This window comes from Nostoc sp., from assembly GCF_036917755.1.
Classification (GTDB): domain Bacteria; phylum Cyanobacteriota; class Cyanobacteriia; order Cyanobacteriales; family Nostocaceae; genus Nostoc.
This window is the reverse complement of the sequence record NZ_JBALFC010000042.1, coordinates 1-20,810: the sequence shown is the minus strand read 5'-3', so window position 1 is coordinate 20,810 and position 20,810 is coordinate 1. Positions and strand designations below refer to the sequence as shown.

The window sequence follows — 20,810 nt, the reverse complement described above, 5'->3', positions numbered from 1 at the left end:
TGTCACAGCCAGTTACCAATGAGAATGAATGGTGCCCAGTATCCAGGGTGACTTTCAAGTTGCTGCTGATGCGCTTGTAGCCAAGCTATTTGAGTCGCTTGTAAAGCTTTGGCCTTGCTTAGTCCACTGTGCCAACTTTGATAAAATTTGGCTATCAGTTGCGCGGTTGCGGTATCATCAATTTTCCATAGAGAGGCTATAGCACTTTCAGATCCGGCTTGGATGGCGATTCCAGCTAGACCTAAAGTTTCACGATCGCTACCTACTGCTGTTTCACAAGCTGTCAAGGTCAATAACTCTATGGGATGATTGCGATCGCGACTATTACTAATTAGTTGATAAAGTTCGGTTATTGTCAATTTCTGATTATAAATCTCAGTTCGGCGAGATTTTTGATAATTTGCTTCCACTTTTTTACCAGTTACCAAGAATGTTTCTCTATCATCAATCCCAAACTTGCCGTGTGTTGCAAGATGAATTACTGGGTAAGTATTTTTTTGTAACTCTTGTTGCAAGCGATCAGGTGTAAAGTCTTGATCCAGTAAGCCCTTACTTTTTGGTAAACTCGTTGTAATGGTTTTAATCTCTAATTTCACTTGACTAAGCGGCTCAAAAGATTTTGCACCCGCATCCGTTTCAACGGTAGCTGCCTGTGTCAAGCCGAAAGCCAATATTCTTAATTCTTGAGGGTTATAACGGATTGGATTGGTTAGAGTCAGTGCTGGGGCAGTGGCGATCGCATACTTTTCAATCAAGAATTGCTTGCCGTCAAACAGCGCCCCCATCGGGACACTCCGAAGAATTCCATCTTGGATAAATACTAAAGTTTCGATTTTCTTTGTTTCTAAATCTTTGATAAAAGGACGAATGAACCAGTCATACACTTGTTGAGCTTTGGCTTTATAACTGTTTGCCAAATCGGAGCGCTTTTCTAGTTTAACTCGGAGGTCATTGATTACATCTTTGACTTCCTGACTCTTAGCCGGTACCCAAAACAATCGTGATTTAAATTTTTGATCACCGTCAGCCAAGGTAAGAATGATCGCCAGGCGATCTTTCAAGATAATCGAACTCAAGACAGCAGTGTTTTTCCCGATTAATGGCACTGGTTCCTGAATCAGTGCTAAATCACAATTATTACCTAAATAATTTTGTAGTTCTGCTAGCCTTAATTCATCTATTCCGAAAAGGACAAATTCCAAATTCTGTTGAATATCAGACTCTTGAACAAGATGCTGACTTTGCTCTAGGCGTAACTCCAGCAACTCGCGGTAAACTGGTTCAACATTGTCTCGAAAGTCAAATTGAAAATCTCGCTGTTCTAAGGTCAGGTCGCTACGGATAATTTTGAGGCTGTCAATAGATTCTTCATAAAAATTAATCGCTTCTTTCACCCGACCTGTGGCTTTAGATAGGCGTCCCGCCTGCCAAGCCCACAAGTAAAGGCTCTCGTTTGCGATCGTGCCAATCAGCGCTTGTTGAGTTAAATTCATCGCTTGTTGATAATCATGGCGACATTCGTAAATATGTCCTAATCGACCTTTGGCAAAGGATTCTCCCTCCCGATCTTGTATTTTTTGAGTGATTTCTACAGCTTTGTTGAGTAGTTCAATAGACGGGAGTAACGATTCTGACTCTAAGCATTGAGTTGCTGGGTCATTTGTTACCGACTTGCTGTTTTGGTTAACGAGTTGTAAAAGATTAGCGAGTTGAATCGCCCCATAAGCTTGCTCGCGGGAGTTAGGTAATTGTTCCAATACAACGATCGCTTGCTGTAATGTATTGTTAACTATGGTTTTATCCTGACGATGTTGGCGGTAATAAAGCCTAACTAGACCTAGTAGCGATCGCAGTTCGTTTACTCTATCGCTTTGGCTACGGGCTAGATTCAGACTTTGTTCAAAATATTGTGCAGCTTGGCGATCATCACTAACCGTGTCTTGCTGGAATTTTTGGGCTGTTTTATTATCGCCTACCTCGCTAGCGAATTCAGCACGACGCTCATTCCCCTTAGCCAGACTAGCGTAGGTATTGGCTAAACCATTTAAGCTAGACATTAGATAAGTTTGATTATTGATGCGCTGGGCGATTTCATAACTGCGTTCAAAATCTTGAATAGCTTTCTCGTACTCGCCTTGGAGACGATGAGCATTTCCCAGACTGCCCCAAGCGGCGACTTCGCCCAGATCATCTGAGTGGTGGCGGGCAATTTCTAGGGAACTATCCTGAGTACATGGCAAATTGATTTGATTTTGACCGCACAAAATAGCAACTGCCCGTCGGTGCTGTCCCAGGCTACTGTAGAGTTGAGCCTGTTCTGTCAGCATCCGTCCTACTTTTATCGGCTCATTTGTTTGACGATAGTAGGCAATAACTTGCTTTAATTGCGCGATCGCTTCGGGTATTTGACCTACTTGTTGGTATGCTCTGGCAAGGTATGTGAGGACACTTATTCTATCAGCATAATTACTGTTGCTCTCTTGATCGGAGGAGAGAGCTTTTTGCCAAGACTTAATTGCTCCTTGAATATCGCCAGCTTGATATAGCTTAAGTCCTTGCTGCACCAGCTGTGTTAAAGCGGACGATTTAGCTGTTGCGATCTCTGCAATTCCCTGATGCCCAATTGTTAGAGAAGGATGTGCTAACCACAAGCATAAGGTTAGCGTTGTGAGGAAGATAACTGCCCAAACGCGACGAATACGGTATGGCAAGCCTTGCATAATGGCACAAAGTAATATTTTAATTAATCAGCGATCGGTACGTCTCTAGTTGCTAAATCAGTGGACATCGCATAACTAAATACAGTGTATACACAAGTTTTTCCCAACGCAATTTACAGTTAAGTCTCATAGCCTCTGAGATACCTCACCCTGGTTTTGCTACGCAAAACCTGTCCCTCTCCTTAGTAAGGAGAGGGATGTCTGATAGGACAGGGTGAGGTTTTTTTATTATGGTCAGTTCAGCCGACATGATATTATTTATCTCTGTAATCTGCTGTTGTTAAAGTCAGAACCTATATGCATTTACTCAAAGTATCAATTTTGACAATATTAATCACAACATTTTCATTTGTTCAACAAAGCCGTGCTGATACTATTGTGCCACCAATTAAGACACAGGTGAACGAAGTAGCACAGTGGTTCACTGGTTTTTTTGATAATGCCCAACAGATTGCTAATAGCCCTTCTGTGCCATTGATTACTATGTCAAATTGTAGTGTGCAACTGGATGATACTAATCCTCTGGCTGACACACAGAACGTTTATCTAGAACAAGAAAGCCCAGGTTTTGAACGCCTACGCCTTTATTCTTTTAGTGAACGGAATTTGGCTGTGAATCTAAGTATTAGCAGCTTTTTGAATGAAAATACTGTACGTGGGTTATGCAATCATTCTCAGTCTACGCGAACTGTTAGTATTAACAATGTTGAGAATAACACCTGTAATCTGCAATTATTTTGGGAGCCGAACAGCTACATTGGAAATAACGCTCCCAATGGCTGTATAACAAGTGATGGCTTCAAAGTGGTTTCCGACGTAACTATTGAGCAGAATAGCATCGACTCCCTAGACAAGATTTTTGATGCTAAAGATAATTTGCTTATTGCCACACCCATCGAATTCCGTCAAGTTGAGTCTGTTCCAGAACCCTCTGTTACATTAGGGTTGCTGGTTTTGGGAATTTGGAGTACAAAAAACGCAATTTCAGATAACCTAAAACAGAAATCAAAAAAGAATAAAACCTCTGTGATATAACTTATACATTTAGGATGCTCACAGCACCAAGAGACTTTCAAGCCTATTCCCTATTCCCTGCTATACATCAGTGTGAGCAGAGAAAAATTTCCAATTACCCGGATACAAAAATCGTTGTCGCCAAGTTCTTGCTATAGGCCAACTCAACTCGCAGACAGTGCCTTGGGGAGAGTGAGGAAATCGTCGAAACTTACCTCTCAATTTTCGGGCTAAATCTTGAGCTTGGTCTGTTCCTCGCCCGCCACTTTGATAGTTAGATTTGGATATAATTCCAGATCCATTATCAATTATTTGCAAGCAATACTCGCTCGCCGATCGCAAACAAATAACATCAAGACGGGTAGCTCCTTGGGAATGTTTGCCGACATTACACAAAGCTTCTTGCAAAAATAAGTATAAGCCCCGCTTTTGATCTGCATTTAAGTAACAATCTTCTAGTGGCTCAAAATTGGGAGGAATAAAACTTTGAATTGTCTCAAATCCTGGAAATTTTCTTTGTAAGGTACTGTCGTAAATATGATAAAGTAACTCAGGAATTGGAATTTGTAGATCGAGAACGACATTTCCTTCTAAGTAGAGACTGTGATTGCGACTCAGCATTTCTTGACTAAGAGAATCAGGGATACTTCGTAATTCCCGATTCAGTTGTTCAAGTTGCGATCGCAATTTCTCAGTTTCTATGTCTTCTTCGCCAAGACTCCTTAAAATTACAGCCAGAGTTTGCAGAGGTCCATTATGGATTGTCTCAAAAGAGCGCTTGAGAGTTAGACTACGTTGTTCGAGTAATGTTCTTAAATCTCGGTCGAAAAAAGATGTTGTCAGTCCGGCACATGCTAGAGCTAACAAGGTTGGTACTAAAGGAATCCACCAACCTACAATTAGGAGAATATAACAAACTCCCACAAGTGCGATGCTAGCTAACCCCAGGCTCGACAGTGTTTTTACAGGAGATTTCAGGATTGAACCGAGAATTATACCAAGTAAACCCCAAGCAAAAATCCACAAATATTCCCAAAATTTTGACCACACTTTTAACAGTGGTCGTTTGTCTAAAACATTACTAATAATTTGGCTGGTGGCATGGGCGTGAATCTCTACACCATAAATCCATTGATACTGATTAGCAGAATTTTCAAATCCTAAATCTTTAGTATAAAATGTACGTTTTACTGCTGAAGTGATAAATCGATCTTTAATACTGGAGGCAGTCATACCGACAATCACGATGCGATCGCTAATCCAATTGGGATCAATTTTTTTAGTGAGAACATCTCTCAAAGATAAGATGCGAAAAGGTTCGGGATCAGAGCGAAAATTTAATAGTATCTGAAAGCCATTAGCATCAGTTCCCACATATCCGCCAGAATTGGGAAGAAAGCGGACTAGCCGACTCGAACCAAACCCGATCGGATCGTAAGAACGACTGCCATGATGAAATACAATTCCTTGTTCGCCTAAATAGAATTGTGCTAAACGCAGAGGTAAGGAGTATTTAAGTTTTCCTGTGTAAGTCTTGCTTGCCATCAAGCTGCGGCGGAGCTTGCCATCAGGGTCAACTATTACATCTGCAAAGCCGACTCGTTCGGGAGGTAACTCAGGCGGTGGCTTAACATTAAAAGTTCGTTTCTGATTTAATGCAACTTCAACTCCAATGATATTTGGATTTTCTCTTAAGGCAAGTGCGAAGTCTGTACGATCTGAATTACTATCTTTGTCCTTAAAAAGATCCAGACCGATGACTCTAGGTTTGTAAATATCTAGAATGCTCAACATTTTAGCAATGTCTTTATCTGGTATGGGATAGCTTCCTACATAGTTAATATCCTCTTCATCAATGCCGACAATTACCACCCGTGGATCGATGGCTTCATTAGGCCGTATCCGTAGCAATTGGTCGAATGCAAGCCACTCTTGCGATTGCAATAATCCTGTTGAGCGAACCAGCACGATCAATCCGATTATTGAGAGTCCTGGGAGAATAACTTCTCCCCAGAGTTTCAGTTGTTTATAAACTTTTTTCCAGGAATTGCCTTTTATAATAAGCGTAAACTTCATCAATTGATTAATCCGATTTTTCTAGCTGCGATCTCAATTTGAATTCTCAATTCTTTACCAGGTTCGTCATAGACACCCAAAGAATCTTGCAGTCTAATCCAATAATTTCTGACAGTGCGATCGCTCAACTTCATTTTTTGAGCGATCGCTTTATCTGTTAAGCCTTCTTGATATTTCAGCGTCAGTACCTCGAGCCATTTTCGGTCAAATTCTGGGCGCGATCGCAGTTCTGAAGATAAATAAATAGAGCCGCGCAATGCCAAGTCAACTAACTTCAACATTTCGCGGATTGGCAAAGACTTATCCATAGCGGCAAAACCACCTTCATAAGCATTAATTATCGGTTTGAGACGTACCAACGGTTTGACATTGGTACTCACCACCACTAAGTTAGGGGCAAGAGTGCTTTCCATCAAAGTTTTGCTCAGTTGCATACCAACCTCAACCTGAGCTAGAGCTTGAGGCTTTTCTGGCAGACATAAGTCCACAATTAATAAGTCTGGGTGGTGGCGTTCAAATTGCTGATACGCAGTTTGGGCATCCTGAGCTGCGAAGATTTCCGCTTCTGGATATTTCTCCTTGAGCGCTGGAATTGTACCTTGAAGAATGGCTTCGTGGTCGTCAACAACTAAAAACTTTTGCAAAGTTTGCTTTGGCTCTCGGTTCATAACTGGTTTACTTTTTAATATATTTATTCAACCTACCAAAACTAGAGGAAGTCTAACTTTTTGTGGCGAGAAATTAACTTGCCATTTACAGCTATTTTCAGGTAAATAGACCACGCGGTAGGGGCACAGCATTGCTGTGCCCCTACGACAGATGTGGTTCAAATACATGATTTCTGCTGTAAGTAAAATTTATCCTTCAAGACTAGGATACAAATAATCAACTGACTCCGTGTTGCAGTTTGAGGAATTTAGTTTTCCAAAATTGGAAAATTAGTACCTTAGTTAAGGAATATGACAACTTGTTAAAGTTGATGACGTAGTATGACCACTGGTTATGAGGAGTCTATAAGTCTTGTGAAAGCTAAATTAAGGTGTTATCAAAGCTGGAAATCGCTGCTATTTAGTTCTGGGGCGATAACTATAACGGGATGCTGTGCTTTTGTAATGACTAGCCCCGTCTACGCCCAAATTATTCCTGATAATACACTTGAGGTAAATTCCAGGGTCGCGCCGGGATGCACAACTTGCACGATTGAAGGTGGAACAGTTCGGGGAAGCAACCTGTTCCACAGTTTTAGCGAGTTTTCCGTACCTACAGGCGGGGAAGCGTTTTTCAATAATGCGACGCAGATTCAGAACATCTTCACTCGCGTTACAGGTAACTTAGCCTCAAATATTTATGGGATGATTCGGGCAAATGGGACTGTAAATTTATTTTTAATCAATCCGAATGGAATTGTCTTTAACTCCAATGCCTCCCTGAATATTGGCGGTTCGTTTATTGCAAGTACTGCTAATAGTCTTAATTTTAGTGATGGGATTAAATTCAGTGCTGTAAATTCTCAAACTCCACCTTTGCTGACTATCAATGTACCCATTGGCTTACAATTTGGGACGAATCCGAGAAAGATTCAGGTAGAAGATTCTAATTTAAAAGTTAATCCGGGTCAGACCTTAGCACTTGTAGGCGGTAATGTGGAGCTTAATGGTGGTCAACTCCTAGCTTCGGGTGGAAATGTGGAGTTGGGAAGTATAGCAGAGACTGGTACAGTTGGTTTGAGTATTAATGGCTCATACCTTGGTTTAAGTTTTCCTAATGGCGTTGAACGAGCTGATGTATCTCTGGGCAATGGTACTGATGTCAATGTACTCGCTGGTGGTGGGGGTAGTATTGCGATCAATGCCCGTTCCTTGCATATGACTGGAGAAAGTACACAGCTACAGTCAGGGATAGCATCAAAGTTGGGTTCTGTTGACTCACGGGCGGGAGATATTGAAATTAATGCAACAGATGCAATAAACCTGAATGGAAGTAGTATCTCTAATAGGGTGCAATCAAAAGCTGTAGGTAACAGTGGCGACATCAATATAACGACCGGATCGCTTTATGCAAGAAATGGCGGTCTACTGAATACCGAAACCTCTGGACAGGGGAAGGCTGGCAGTATAAACATAGTTGCCCGTGATACCGTTTCCTTTGATGCCAGTCAGGCATCCAGTGCTGTACGACCAACAGGCGTGGGCAAAGGTGGCAACATCAACATTACAACTGGGTCACTCTCTGTTACCAATGGTGGTGAGTTGGTTGCTACCAACTATGGTGGAAAGGGGGATGCAGGTAGTGTGAATATTACTGCCGGGGATACCGTTACCTTTGATGGGATAGGTAGCAATGGATATCCGAGTGGAGCATTCAGCAATGTCTTCCCAAACGGGGTGGGCAACGGTGCCGACATCAACATCAAAACTGGGTCACTTGATCTGAAAAATGGCGCTGTATTGAATGCCACAACCGAAGGAAAAGGAGATGCGGGCAGTATAAACATCACATCTGGGTCACTTGATCTGAAAAATGGCGCTGCATTGATTACCAGAACCGAAGGGAAAGGAAATGCAGGCAGTGTGAATATATTTGCTCAACATACAGTCTCCTTGGATGGGGTAAGTGCCAATGGCAGAAACACCACGGTAGCCAGCACAGTGCAGAGAGGAGCCGAAGGTCAGGGAGGCGATATCAACATCAAAACTGGGTCACTCTCTGTTACAAATGGTGGTGAGCTGATTGCTACCAACTTTGGTGGAAAGGGGGATGCAGGCAGTGTGAATATTACTGCCGGGGATACCGTTACCTTTGATGGGATAGGTAGCAATGGATATCCGAGTGGAGCATTCAGCAATGTGTTCCCAAATGGGGTGGGCAACGGTGCCGAGATCAATATTAACACTGGGTCACTTGATCTGAAAAATGGCGCTGAGCTACTCAGCGGAGTGCAGAGAGGAGCCGAAGGTCAGGGAGGCAATATCAACATCAAAACTGGGTCACTCTCTGTTACAAATGGTGGTGAGCTGATTGCTACCAACTTTGGTGGAAAGGGGGATGCAGGCAGTGTGAATATTACTGCCGGGGATACCGTTACCTTTGATGGGATAGGTAGCAATGGATATCCGAGTGGAGCATTCAGCAATGTGTTCCCAAACGGGGTGGGCAACGGTGCCGACATCAACATCAAAACTGGGTCACTTGATCTGAAAAATGGCGCTGTATTGAATGCCAGAAACGATGGGAAAGGAATTGCAGGCTCATTAATAGTTGAAGCTAACTCTATCAATCTTGACAACAATGCAACAATCAGTGCTGACACAAATGGAGGACAGGGAAATATTAATTTGCGATCGCGCGATTTATTGCTCCTACGCCGAGGTAGTAGTATCACTACCAACGCTATTGGTACTGCGACTGGTGGCAATATTACGATTGATACCGATAATCTAGTCGCTGTTCCAAAAGAAAATAGCGACATCGGTGCCAATGCTGAAGATAGCTTTGGTGGTCAAGTAATTGTCAATGCTTCTGGCATCTTTGGTACCGAGTTTCGTCTACAACCCACGCCATTAAGCGACATTACAGCTAGTTCTGCTCGTGGTTCTGAGTTTAATGGCGTAGTGCAACTCAACACGCTTGATGTTAACCCTAGTCAAGGCTTAAATGCTCTGCCCACAAACATTATCGATACTTCCCAATTGATTGCCAATAGTTGCATTGCACCGAGTAAACGACCACAAGGGAAATTCATCATCACGGGGAACGGAGGTTTGCCAGTGATGCCAGATGACCCCTCAATTGCACCCTATCAAACTTATCAAATCCCAACTGTCCAGAGTGCAAGTATCTCAACGCCACAAGAAAACGCTCTCGACCCAAAAGACTCGATTACTAGCAACAAACCTCACAATGCTCCTAAATCTGCACCACTGATTGAAGCTCAGGGATGGATGTACGGAGCTAATGGTGAGGTGATTCTCACTGCCTCTGCACCTACTGTCCCTCCTCACGGTTCTTGGTTAAAACTCCCTACCTGTTCGGGTTCCTAAGAAGTTAGGACTTACGCACTGAAGCCTGAAACTCTACAACCCACAAATTAAAACCTCACCCTTGCTTTATCCAAGGCTAAATCTTTCCCTCTCCTTATTAAGGGTGCGGTGTACACACAAGTCTTTGGTGACGCCATTTAAGATTTATCGCGCAGCCCCTGAGATACCTCACCCTGATTTTGCTATGCAAAAGCTGTCCCTCTCCTTATTAAGGAGAGGGATGTCCGATAGGACAGGGTGAGGTTTTTCTTTGTTTTGGGTAATTCGATGACTTGTGTGTACACCGTAGCCTAAAAAAGGGTGAATTTCTAAAGCTTTTTAAGGGGTTGGAGGATTCTGAGTGCGTAAGTCGTGGAAGTTTTAGTTATCTTCGGAAATTGACTTTCCAATTTTGGAAAGTCAATTTCCTAACTTGACGATGCGCGTCTAATTAAATTTATCTATTCTAAAAGAGTGCGGTGAAGGCGAACACCTAAAACGCGATCGCTACACATACTAAACTTACTAAACTCCCTCAATTAACTAAGGACAAAAACAATGTCTAACATCAACAACCAAACCCAAGACCTCTACAGCGTCGAATTGGTGCAAGACCTTGACCATGAAGCCGCTGCTACTGTTACTGGTGGTACATTATACATTTCCACTGATGCTAATGCTCAAGGAAGTCAGCTAGTTCTCGGACAAGGATATACCAGTTTAGGAGGCTATAACAATAAAGTATCTTGGTACCAAACGACTAACGAAGGTTGGTATGCCTACACTGGTGAGAATTACACAGGTCAATCCTACTATCTACCACCAAACACCTCAGGTAACTTATCCGCTTATGCTAACGACACCTGGCAGTCTGCCCAACCTGCATCCCAATCTGCTCCGATTAACGGAGGTCATCACTGGTGAGAATTACACAGGTGAATACTACTATCTACCACCAAACACCTCAGGTAACTTATCCGATTATGCTAACAACACCTGGCAGTCTGTCTAACCTGCATAATCATCTCGGTTCTATTTCATACCGCAGACTAGAATCATGAAAAACTTAAAACAGAAAAGAATGCTCTCACCTTCCCTTTTAGCTGAGTAACATCCTTTTCTGGCAGTTTGTAGGGGCGAGGTCGTTTTCGCTCTTACTTTTTGATTTTATTTAAAATAGCACAAATAAACGTAAATGGCAATATATATAGCTTGATTCTTGATTGAAGCTCAGGGATGGATGTACGGATCTAATGGTGAGGTGATTCTCACTGCCTTTGCACCTACTGTCCCTCCTCACGGTTTTTGGTCACAATTATCTACCTGCTCAGATTGCTAAGAAGTTAGGACTTACGCACTGAAGCCTGAAACTCTATAACCCACAAATCAAAACCTCACCCTGATTTTGCTATGCAAAAGCTGTCCCTCTCCTTATTAAGGAGAGGGATGTCTGTTAGGACTCTTTGAGGTTTTTGTTTTGGGTAATTCAATGACTTGTGTGTACACCGTAGCCTTAAAAAGGGGGGAATTTCTAAAGCTTTTTAAGGGGGTTGGGGGATCTGAGTGCGTAAGTCCTGGAAGTTTTAGTTATCTTTGGAAATTAACTTTCCAAAATTGGAAAGTCAATTTCCTAACTTGACGATGCGCGTCTAATTAAATTTATCTATTCTAAAAGAGTGCAGTGAAGGCGAACACCTAAAACGCGATCGCTACACATACTAAACTTACTAAACTCCCTCAATTAACTAAGGACAAAAACAATGTCTAACATCAACAACCAAACCCAAGACCTCTACAGCGTCGAATTGGTGCAAGACCTTGACCATGAAGCCGCTGCTACTGTTACTGGTGGTACATTATACATTTCCACCGGATATAATGGTTCAGGAAGTGAGACACCTGTCGGAAAAGCATATACCAGTTTAGGAGGCTATAACAATAAAGTATCTTGGTACAAGGTAACGGGTAACACTGGTTGGTATGCCTACACTGGTCAGAATTACACAGGTAAAAAATACTATTTAGCACCAGGCACACAAGGTAACTTAGGCGGTTACGCTAACAATAACATTGAGTCTGTACTACCTGCATTACCTGCATAATCAGGTCGGTTCTATTTCATGCCGCAGACTAGAATCCTGAGAAACCTAAAACACAAAAGAATGCTCTCACATAAGCTTTTAGCTGAGTAACATCCTTTTCTGGCAGTTTGTGGGGGCGACGTCGTTTTCGCTCCTACTTTTTCATTTAAACAATTGTAGGACAAATAAACGTAAATAACTTTCCAAAATTGGAAAGTCAATTTCCTAACTTGACGATGCGCGTATAATGAAATTTATCTATTCTAAAAGGGTGAAGTGAAAGCGAACACCTAAAACGCGATCGCCGCACAGACTCAACTTACTAAACTCCCTCAATTAACTAAGGAGAAAAACAATGTCTCAGATCAACAACCAAACCCAAGACCTCTATAGCATCGAATTGGTGCAAGACCTTGACCATGAAGCCTCTGCTACTGTTAGTGGTGGTGCTTCAGCGCAAGTATTTACGGATCCAAATTTCTCAGGAACTGGTTCAGATGTTTTTAATTCTGACATCTCTTTGTTCAACCCCGATGTTTTTAACGATAAAATATCATCGATTAAAGTCTTTTCTGGTCAATGGACATTTTGGTCAGATTCTAACTTTAGTGGTTCAGGTATAATTTTGGGACCTGGAGAATATTCTGACCTCTCACAATTTTATGGAGGTGTATATAATGATGTCATCTCGTCAGCAAAAATAAACATTCAATAATGACGAAGTTACATTAAGTTTTGGAATTACCAACAACTTAATATCATTTTTTGAGTAGTTTTCGTAGGTTGGATTACGTTCTGCATAACCCAACCTACTTTAACAACGACACAATCTCATCTTTCTCCCCTCTATCGTAGAATTAGATTTTCTACAACTTTTTTAGGCATTTTCTCTAGATAGCAAAACTGCCTCAAAGGATAAATTTTTGAGGACGTCTTGGCACTATTAACTTATCAGTTAATCCTGATAAGTTAATAGGTAGGATTTAAACAAGAATAGTTTTAATTTCTTCACGAATGAGTAGGTTTGAGTAACAACAGTTCCCTGTTCACTAATTTTAATCATTAAAACAATGAAATACCAAAGCATATTGCAACACAGTGAAGAAGATTGTGGCGCTGCTTGCCTTGCAACTGTTGCCAAACATTACGGACGCACTTTGACTCTGAGCCGGGTACGAGAAGCGGTAGGCACCGGATCGCGAGGTACTACTCTGCTTGGTTTGAATCGGGGTGCAGAAGCTTTGGGATTTAATGTCCGACAAGTCAAAGCTTCTCCTCAACTAATCGACAGTTTAAATAAAACTCCAATGCCTGCCATTATCCATTGGAAAGGCTATCACTGGGTAGTTTTATACGGACAAAAGGGAAAAAAATATGTAATTTCCGATCCGGGTTTTGGTATCCGCTACCTCAGCCGTAAGGAATTAGTTGAGGGTTGGAGCAATGGAATCATGCTGCTATTGGTGCCAGACGACACCCGTTTTTCTGAGCAGCCGGATGACAAAATGACTGGCTTTGGACGCTATCTGGTGCGTGTTTGGCCATATCGCTTTCTTCTGGGTCAGGCGATCGCAATTAATATTGTAATCGGACTTTTGTCTCTCGCCTTTCCTTTGATGATGCAACTGCTCACCGATGATGTGTTAGTGCGGGGAGATACTCAACTATTAACCACCGTGGCAATTGGGGTAATTGCCATGAACTTGTTTAAAAGTGCAATTGGTTTGGTACAGTCTCACCTGATTGGTCACTTCGGTCAACGGTTGCAATTAGGACTGCTAATGGACTATGGTCGAAAACTTTTACACTTGCCCTTATCTTACTTTGAAGGACATCGTAGCGGGGAAGTCGTCAGCCGAATTTCCGATATTCATGCCATCAATGACTTAGTTTCGCAGATTGTTCTTGGTTTACCTAGCCAATTTTTTATTGCTGTAGTTTCCTTGGGCTTTATGCTGTTTTTGAGTTGGCAACTGACTCTGGCTTCGGTATTAGCCTTTATCGTCGTCACCTTAGTTAACCTGCTTTTCCTACCCGCTTTGCGCCAGAAAACCCGTAAGCTGATCATTCTAGGTACTGAAAACCAAGGCTTTTTGGTGGAAACCTTTCGTGGCGTTCAAGTACTCAAAACAACCCAAGCAACTCCACAAGCTTGGCAAGAATATCAAACCAATTATGGTCGCATCGCTAACTTGGGTTGGAGTACGATGAAGTTGGAGCTATACAGCAGCACATTCACTAATATTCTTTCAACTATAACTAATATAGGTTTACTCTGGTTAGGCAGCTATTTAGTAATTAATCACACATTATCTATTGGTCAACTACTAGCCTTTAACGGCATGAGTGGCAACTTTCTCGGTTTTCTGAGTTCAGTGATCGGGTTAGCTGATAAGTTTATTACTGCCCAAATTGTCATCCAACGGATGTCAGAAGTGATTGACGCGACCGCAGAAGACTCGAATGAAGAGAAAAAGCCTTGGGCAAAAATTTCTACTGATGCCAATATTATCTGCACTAAAGTTAACTTTCACCATGCTGGAAGAGTTGACCTATTGCAAGATTTTTCGTTGACTATGCCTGGTGGTAAAGTGATTGCTTTAATTGGTAAATCTGGTTGTGGTAAAAGTAGCCTAGCTAAACTGATTGCTGGTTTATATTCCCTCCAGTCAGGCAATATCCGTTATGGCATCTATAACAGACAAGACTTATCTTTAGAATGTCTGCGACAGCAGGTAGTTTTAGTCCCGCAAGAGCCGCACTTCTGGAGTCGCTCAATTTTTGATAACTTCCACTTCAGCTATCCTGATGTGACTTTTGAAGAAATTGTCACAGCTTGTCAGATTGCAGGAGCAGATGAATTTATTAGCGAATTACCTGACAAATATCATACTGTGTTAGGAGAATTTGGAGCTAATCTTTCAGGTGGACAACGGCAGAGATTAGCGATCGCCAGAGCAATAATTACTAACCCGCCGATACTGATTTTAGATGAATCTACTGGCGCTCTCGATCCGGCCAGTGAAGTTGAAGTACTAGATCGACTGCTTACCCATCGCCAAGGCAAAACCACAATTTTAATTAGTCACCGTCCCAGAGTCATTGAGCGAGCCGATTGGATTGTATTACTAGAGAAAGGACGTTTGCAAATCCAAGGTTCTCCAGAAGAATTGCGCCAAATTGCTGGCAATCACTTGGACTTCCTAGAGAATGTTCGACCATCAACTCCGAGTTTAATAGCGAAATCTTCCGGCTCTGCTGCTAATGGCAAATATGTCACCATCAATTAACTAATTCGTAATTCGTAATTAATTCTGTTTAGGTACTTGTTATGGTTAGTCAATCTAATTCTGTCGTACTTCCCCAAGCTGAAGAAAACGATTTTCTGCCACCACTTGGTAGTTGGACTACTATTGGTGGTGCGATCGCATTGGTTACTGTGACAATAGCAGTTGCCGCCGCCTCTGTAACTCAATACAAAACCACCGTTCAAGCACAAGCAAGCCTGCGTCCGGCTGGTGAGTTGCGGCTGGTTCAGGCTGCTACGGAAGGCCCAGTTATGCGGATTTTTGTGAAAGAGAATCAGATTGTCAAAACAGGAGATGCGATCGCTGCTATTGACGACTCCCGCCTGCAAACTAAAAAGAGCCAACTAGAAAGTAGCATTGGGCAAACAAAATTACAACTGGTGCAAATCAACGCTCAGATTCATGCTCTTAATAACCAAATTGCAGCCCAAACTGACAGCAGTAAGCGTGCAGTTGCGGGGGCTGAAGCTGAATTGAGCAGTCGCAAGCGGGACTATCAAGACAAGCGAATTACTACTGTTAGTGATGTCCAAGAAGCCTCTGCAAACGTCAGAGCCGCAACTGCTGGCTTAAGTGCAGCGCAGACAAAGCGAAACCGATATGAGAGTGTAGCCAAAATTGGAGCTTTGTCACAAGATCAATTCGAGGAAGCACAACTAGCTGTTCGCCAGCAAGAACAAGTACTTGAGGGTGCCAAAGCCAAATTGCAAAGCTTACAAGCTGCCCTGAATCCAACTTCAGCAGAAATTGCGATCGCCCAAGAACGCATTGCTCAAGAAAAAGCTACCGGACAAGCTAGCATCGCCACATTAGACAAAGAACGCAACGCGCTTATTCAACAACGGATTGAAACGCAAAAACAGTTCGAGCATGATGACCGCGAACTTAAACAAGCGAATATCGAGCTTAAGGAGACGATCATTTCTGCAACAGCAGACGGCGTTATTTCCAAGCTAAACCTACGTAATCCCGGCCAAACATTGCGCCCTGGAGATGAAATCGCCCAAATTGTTCCTACTTCTGCCCCCTTAGTGATTAAGGCAGTGGTAGGAACTGAGGATAAAAGCAAGTTGAAGCCAGGACAAAACGTGCAAATGCGAGTTTCTGCTTGTCCTTATCCAGATTACGGTACTCTCCAAGGTAAAGTTAAATCAATTTCTCCAGATGCATTTTTCCCACCAGCGAATAATGATGCTGCTACAGGTGCTACTGCAACTACTCCCAAAGGTGCTGCCTTCTATGAGGTAACAATTGAACCTCAAACCCTGTCTTTAGGTCGAGGAAACAAACAATGTTCCATTCAAATGGGAATGGAAGGCAGAGCCGATATTATTTCTAAACAAGAGACTGTACTCCAATTCTTTTTGAGAAAAGCAAGGCTAATGGTAGATGTTTGACCGAAGAAAGGCAGAGGGCAGGAGGCAGAAGGCAGAAGGAATAAAATATATTTTTGCCCTCTGCCACTTTCTTTTCAAGCCCCTAAATTTATTTATGAACAAAGGTAAAAAGATTTTTTTCGAGACACGCAGTGCGAGAAAAAAGGTGTCCTTGCTGAAACCCCTGAATTTATGGGGTTTCCGTTCTGCCCTCTGCCTTCGTACTTCTGCCTTCTCATCAAATAATTCGTAATTCGTAATTCGTAATTTGTAATTAAAAAGGGTACAGAACAAGCACGCTCATTAAGAATTCAGCCCAATGCCCAATGCCCAATGCCCAATGCCCAATGCCCAATGCCCAATGCCCAATGCCCAATGCCCTAATTCCAATCCTGTTCCTCTTTCTTGCCGCGACTTTTGTAAATTCCCCCCAAATCGTGAATTTGGCGAGTTTTCTCAAAAAGCTCGGCTTCAGTCAAACCCCACTGCTGCAAGACTTTATCTAGGTCTTTTTGGATGTCTCTCGCCCCTGGAAACCCTTGATAACGCATTCGTAGTCTAGCCAATTCTGCTAAATTATAGTCTGTCGCCTCTTGAAGGAGTAAAATATCAATAACAGGGCGATCGCGATTATAAAGAGGATGTTGTTGGTCTTTCCCTGCGGGTGCATCAGTCATTGTCAGTCCGGTGTTAAGAGTCCTGAGTTTTAAGTTTAGCCGAGAGCAGAGGAGCAGAAAAGGCAAAAGAAAATCATCTTCTGCACTGAAAAATTAATTGTAAAATTGATAACTCCTTACCTACTCCTAACTGATCACTCCTAACTCCTCACTCATAGTAGACGGCAACTACACCTGAGGTCTTACGGCTCTCACCACTGCCACCTAACTTTAAATAAAGTTACATTAGTCCTTAAGAAAATACAAAAAACTTTAGATGAGGGTGAATTTTATCTCACCCAAAGTCCAAGCAGCTAGGGAGCAAGAACCCGCTATGTTTGAACACTTCACTTCCGAAGCCATTAGAGTAATTATGCTAGCTCAGGAGGAAGCACGTCGCCTGGGACACAACTTTGTAGGAACTGAACAAATTCTCCTGGGTTTGATGGGAGAAGGAACTGGGGTTGCTGCTAAAGTGCTGGCCGAATTAGGCGTTACCCTCAAAGATGCCCGCCGCGAGGTAGAAAAAATTATTGGTAGGGGTTCTGGCTTTGTACCACCGGAAATTCCTTTTACACCCAAGGTGAAAAGTCTCTTTGAGCAATCCTTTAAAGAAGCTCATAGTCTGGGACAGAATTACATTAACACTGAACACTTACTCTTAGGATTGACCGAGGCTGGTGAAGGTGTCGCCGCCAAAGTACTGCAAAATCTAGGGGTTGACTTTAAGAGTGTCCGCAGTGCCATCGTTCGCCGTTTGGGTGAAAATGCACCGGCTTTCGCTGGTAGTGGTAGTCAAAAGCGCACCCAACCGCTAACGATGGAAGAGTATGGCAGGAATTTGACCAAATTAGCACAAGAAGGCAGACTCGACCCCGTAGTTGGTCGCCAGAAGGAAATTGAGCGGGCGATCCAAATTCTCGGTCGCCGGACTAAGAATAACCCAGTGTTGATTGGAGAACCAGGAGTTGGTAAAACTGCGATCGCTGAAGGTCTAGCTCAACGTATTATCAATCAGGATGTTCCCGAAAGCTTACAGGGCAAACAAGTTATCAGCCTCGATATGGGGTCATTGGTAGCTGGAACTCGCTTCCGTGGCGATTTTGAAGAACGCATCAAAAAAGTCGTGGAAGAAGTCCGCACTGTCGGCAATATCATCCTGGTGATTGACGAAATTCACACCTTGGTTGGTGCTGGTGGTACAGAAGGTGGCTTGGATGCAGCCAACATCCTCAAACCTGCCTTAGCACGAGGTGAACTCCAGTGCATCGGCGCAACTACCCTTGATGAGTATCGTAAGCATATCGAGCGCGATGCCGCCCTAGAGCGTCGTTTCCAACCGATTAAGGTTGGGGAACCCTCAGTAGAGGAAACCGTACAAATTCTCTACGGTTTGCGCGGTGCTTATGAACAACACCACAAAGTCACAATTTCGGATGGGGCACTTGTCGCAGCAGCAGAATTATCAGACCGCTATATTAGCGATCGCTTCTTGCCCGATAAGGCAATAGACTTGATTGATGAAGCAGGTTCTCGCGTTCATCTGCGGAACTCTCAAAGTTCTCCGAATAAAGAACTTAAGCGGGAACTCGCTGGCATTACCAAATCTAAAGAAGCAGCAGTCAGAGTCCAAGATTTTGACAAAGCTGGAAGCCTGCGCGACCAAGAGTTAGAACTCGCAGAAAAACTGCAAGCAACATTTACACAAAATGGTCAACCTGTCAACTCTAATGTAGTTGACGAAGAAGACATCGCCCAAATCGTTGCCTCTTGGACTGGCGTACCAGTCAACAAGCTAACTGAATCTGAGTCAGAGTTGCTCCTGCACCTAGAAGACACTTTGCATCAACGGCTGATTGGTCAAGAGCAAGCAGTCTCGGCTGTATCTCGCGGTATCCGTCGCGCCCGCGTCGGACTAAAAAATCCCAATCGCCCCATTGCTAGCTTTATCTTCTCTGGCCCCACTGGAGTCGGTAAAACAGAATTGGCGAAGGCACTAGCTGGCTACTTCTTCGGTTCGGAAGACTCGATGATTCGCCTAGATATGTCCGAATACATGGAAAGCCACACCGTCGCCAAGCTGATTGGTTCACCTCCTGGTTATGTGGGATACGACGAAGGCGGACAACTTACAGAAGCTGTGCGGCGGAAACCATACTCAGTGCTGCTATTCGACGAAATCGAAAAAGCACACCCCGATGTATTCAATATGCTGCTGCAACTCTTGGATGACGGTCATCTTACCGATGCTAAAGGTCGGAAAGTGGACTTCAAGAACACGCTGATCATTTTGACTTCCAACATCGGTTCCAAGGTGATTGAAAAAGGTGGTAGTGGTTTAGGCTTTGACTTCGACACTCAAGCCGACGCTAGTTATAACCGCATCCGCACCTTGGTAAATGAGGAATTGAAAGCTTACTTCCGTCCTGAGTTCCTCAACCGTCTCGATGAGATTATCGTCTTCACCCAGCTTTCCAAGGATGAAGTTAAGCAAATCGCTGAGATTATGCTCCGTGATGTTGCTAGCCGCTTGACGGAAAGAGGAATTATCCTAGAAGTTAGCGATCGCTTCAAAGAGCGTGTAATCCAAGAAGGCTACAACCCTAGCTATGGAGCTAGGCCATTACGCCGGGCAATTATGCGCCTCCTAGAAGATTCTCTCGCCGAAGCAATGCTGTCTGGTGAAATTACAGATGGAGACACAGCGATTATCGATGTTGATGATGACTCTCAGATCAGAGTCAAAAAATCAGAAAAACGAGAATTACTGTTGGCAAATGTTAGCTAATGGCTCGCCTCTTATCTAAGTAGAGGCATATCTGATAAACATCAAGTGGAATGGTATTATATCTTACCCCTGGTAGAAATGCTAGGGTTTTTTTATGCAATTTTCTTTTTAGTGGGCAATACCCACCTACCCACAACTGTTTATAATGAGTTTAAGATATAGCAGCAATATGATAGAAAATCAGAACTTCCACATAGTTAAAGATACTGTCAGAACTGATGACAAAGGACGATTAACCTTGGGTACTGTTGCCAAAGGAAAGAGCTATCGAGTTCTCATCAATGAGGCAGGACAAATTCTGCTAGACCCAGTTGTAAACATTCCAGAAAGAGAACTTTGGATATGGCAAAATTCTGTAGCTCGTACCTCATTAGAAGTTGGTATAAAACAGGCAAGTTCTGGTGAACTTCACGACTTAGGCTCCTTTACCCAGTATGCGGATCTAGAAATTGATGAATAGGGTGTCTCTATGACACAAAGAAGTCAGCAGGACACTAGCCCTGGACACTAATCTCAAAATATAATCCTAGTCACAAGAGTTAATCTGCAACACTGAGTAATAGTGAATTTTAAGATAATATTTTCAACCGAGGCTAGTACAGCACTAGCTAAACTACAACAAACTGACTCTAAGAAGTACCAAAAAGTTTTAAAAACGCTGGGTTTAATGGAAATAAATCGTAAGCGTTCAGGGGGTAGCAGGGTGATCGTAAAAAACTGCAACCAGAATCTGGTAGTGTGAAGTCATGGAAGAAAAGGGACCAAGTTACTT

General features: G+C 42.9%; 13 protein-coding genes. 9 read left to right on the top strand and 4 right to left on the bottom strand.

All coding sequences use genetic code 11. The annotated features are described in order from the left end of the window. Positions 1-2: 2 nt before the first annotated feature. Positions 3-2,711: a CHAT domain-containing protein gene (locus V7L05_RS10710; protein WP_335164137.1), complete on the bottom strand. Its 2,709-nt coding sequence runs from the start codon at positions 2,709-2,711 to the stop codon at positions 3-5. Positions 2,712-3,017: 306 nt separating this feature from the next. Here V7L05_RS10710 and V7L05_RS10705 point away from each other — a divergent pair, with 306 nt between their 5' ends. Further along, the gene (locus V7L05_RS10705; protein ID WP_335164136.1) at positions 3,018-3,755 is read left to right on the top strand and encodes a CpcT/CpeT family chromophore lyase; all 738 of its coding nucleotides are present in this window, start codon (positions 3,018-3,020) and stop codon (positions 3,753-3,755) included. Positions 3,756-3,815: 60 nt separating this feature from the next. Here the strand turns inward: V7L05_RS10705 and V7L05_RS10700 are convergent, their stop codons facing one another. Both V7L05_RS10700 and V7L05_RS10695 read right to left on the bottom strand, forming a co-directional pair. After that, positions 3,816-5,810, bottom strand: a complete 1,995-nt coding sequence (locus V7L05_RS10700; RefSeq protein ID WP_335164135.1) for a CHASE2 domain-containing protein — start codon at positions 5,808-5,810, stop codon at positions 3,816-3,818. Further along, the gene (locus V7L05_RS10695; RefSeq protein ID WP_334944960.1) at positions 5,810-6,478 is read right to left on the bottom strand and encodes a response regulator transcription factor; all 669 of its coding nucleotides are present in this window, start codon (positions 6,476-6,478) and stop codon (positions 5,810-5,812) included. Before V7L05_RS10695 ends, V7L05_RS10700 begins: the two co-directional genes overlap by 1 nt. A gap of 444 nt (positions 6,479-6,922) precedes the next feature. Here V7L05_RS10695 and V7L05_RS10690 point away from each other — a divergent pair, with 444 nt between their 5' ends. From V7L05_RS10690 to V7L05_RS10665, 6 genes are all read left to right on the top strand, one after another. Further along, positions 6,923-9,850: an S-layer family protein gene (locus tag V7L05_RS10690; RefSeq protein ID WP_335164134.1), complete on the top strand. Its 2,928-nt coding sequence runs from the start codon at positions 6,923-6,925 to the stop codon at positions 9,848-9,850. 537 nt (positions 9,851-10,387) lie between these two features. Beyond that, positions 10,388-10,753, top strand: coding sequence for a hypothetical protein (locus V7L05_RS10685; RefSeq protein WP_335164133.1), 366 nt, complete (start codon positions 10,388-10,390; stop codon positions 10,751-10,753). Positions 10,754-11,589: 836 nt separating this feature from the next. Then, a complete protein-coding gene (locus tag V7L05_RS10680) occupies positions 11,590-11,931 on the top strand; it encodes a hypothetical protein (protein ID WP_335164132.1) in 342 nt (113 codons plus the stop codon). A gap of 334 nt (positions 11,932-12,265) precedes the next feature. Continuing rightward, entirely contained in the window at positions 12,266-12,625 is a 360-nt protein-coding gene (locus tag V7L05_RS10675) for a beta/gamma crystallin-related protein (protein WP_335164131.1), read from the top strand. 355 nt (positions 12,626-12,980) lie between these two features. Then, on the top strand, positions 12,981-15,200 hold the full coding sequence (locus tag V7L05_RS10670; RefSeq protein ID WP_335164130.1) for a peptidase domain-containing ABC transporter: 2,220 nt from the start codon (positions 12,981-12,983) through the stop codon (positions 15,198-15,200). Positions 15,201-15,241: 41 nt separating this feature from the next. After that, positions 15,242-16,615 carry an HlyD family secretion protein gene (locus V7L05_RS10665; protein WP_335164129.1) on the top strand — a complete coding sequence of 458 codons (1,374 nt, stop codon included), beginning with the start codon at positions 15,242-15,244 and terminating at the stop codon, positions 16,613-16,615. Positions 16,616-16,974: 359 nt separating this feature from the next. Here the strand turns inward: V7L05_RS10665 and V7L05_RS10660 are convergent, their stop codons facing one another. Then, positions 16,975-17,271, bottom strand: a complete 297-nt coding sequence (locus V7L05_RS10660; protein ID WP_334902109.1) for a DUF3288 family protein — start codon at positions 17,269-17,271, stop codon at positions 16,975-16,977. Positions 17,272-17,584: 313 nt separating this feature from the next. Between V7L05_RS10660 and V7L05_RS10655 the strand changes: the two genes are divergently transcribed. Together V7L05_RS10655 and V7L05_RS10650 are read left to right on the top strand one after the other, a co-directional pair. Then, a complete protein-coding gene (locus V7L05_RS10655) occupies positions 17,585-20,038 on the top strand; it encodes an ATP-dependent Clp protease ATP-binding subunit (protein ID WP_335164149.1) in 2,454 nt (817 codons plus the stop codon). Positions 20,039-20,207: 169 nt separating this feature from the next. Continuing rightward, the gene (locus V7L05_RS10650) at positions 20,208-20,498 is read left to right on the top strand and encodes a hypothetical protein (protein WP_334945045.1); all 291 of its coding nucleotides are present in this window, start codon (positions 20,208-20,210) and stop codon (positions 20,496-20,498) included. The last annotated feature ends 312 nt before the right edge of the window (positions 20,499-20,810 follow it).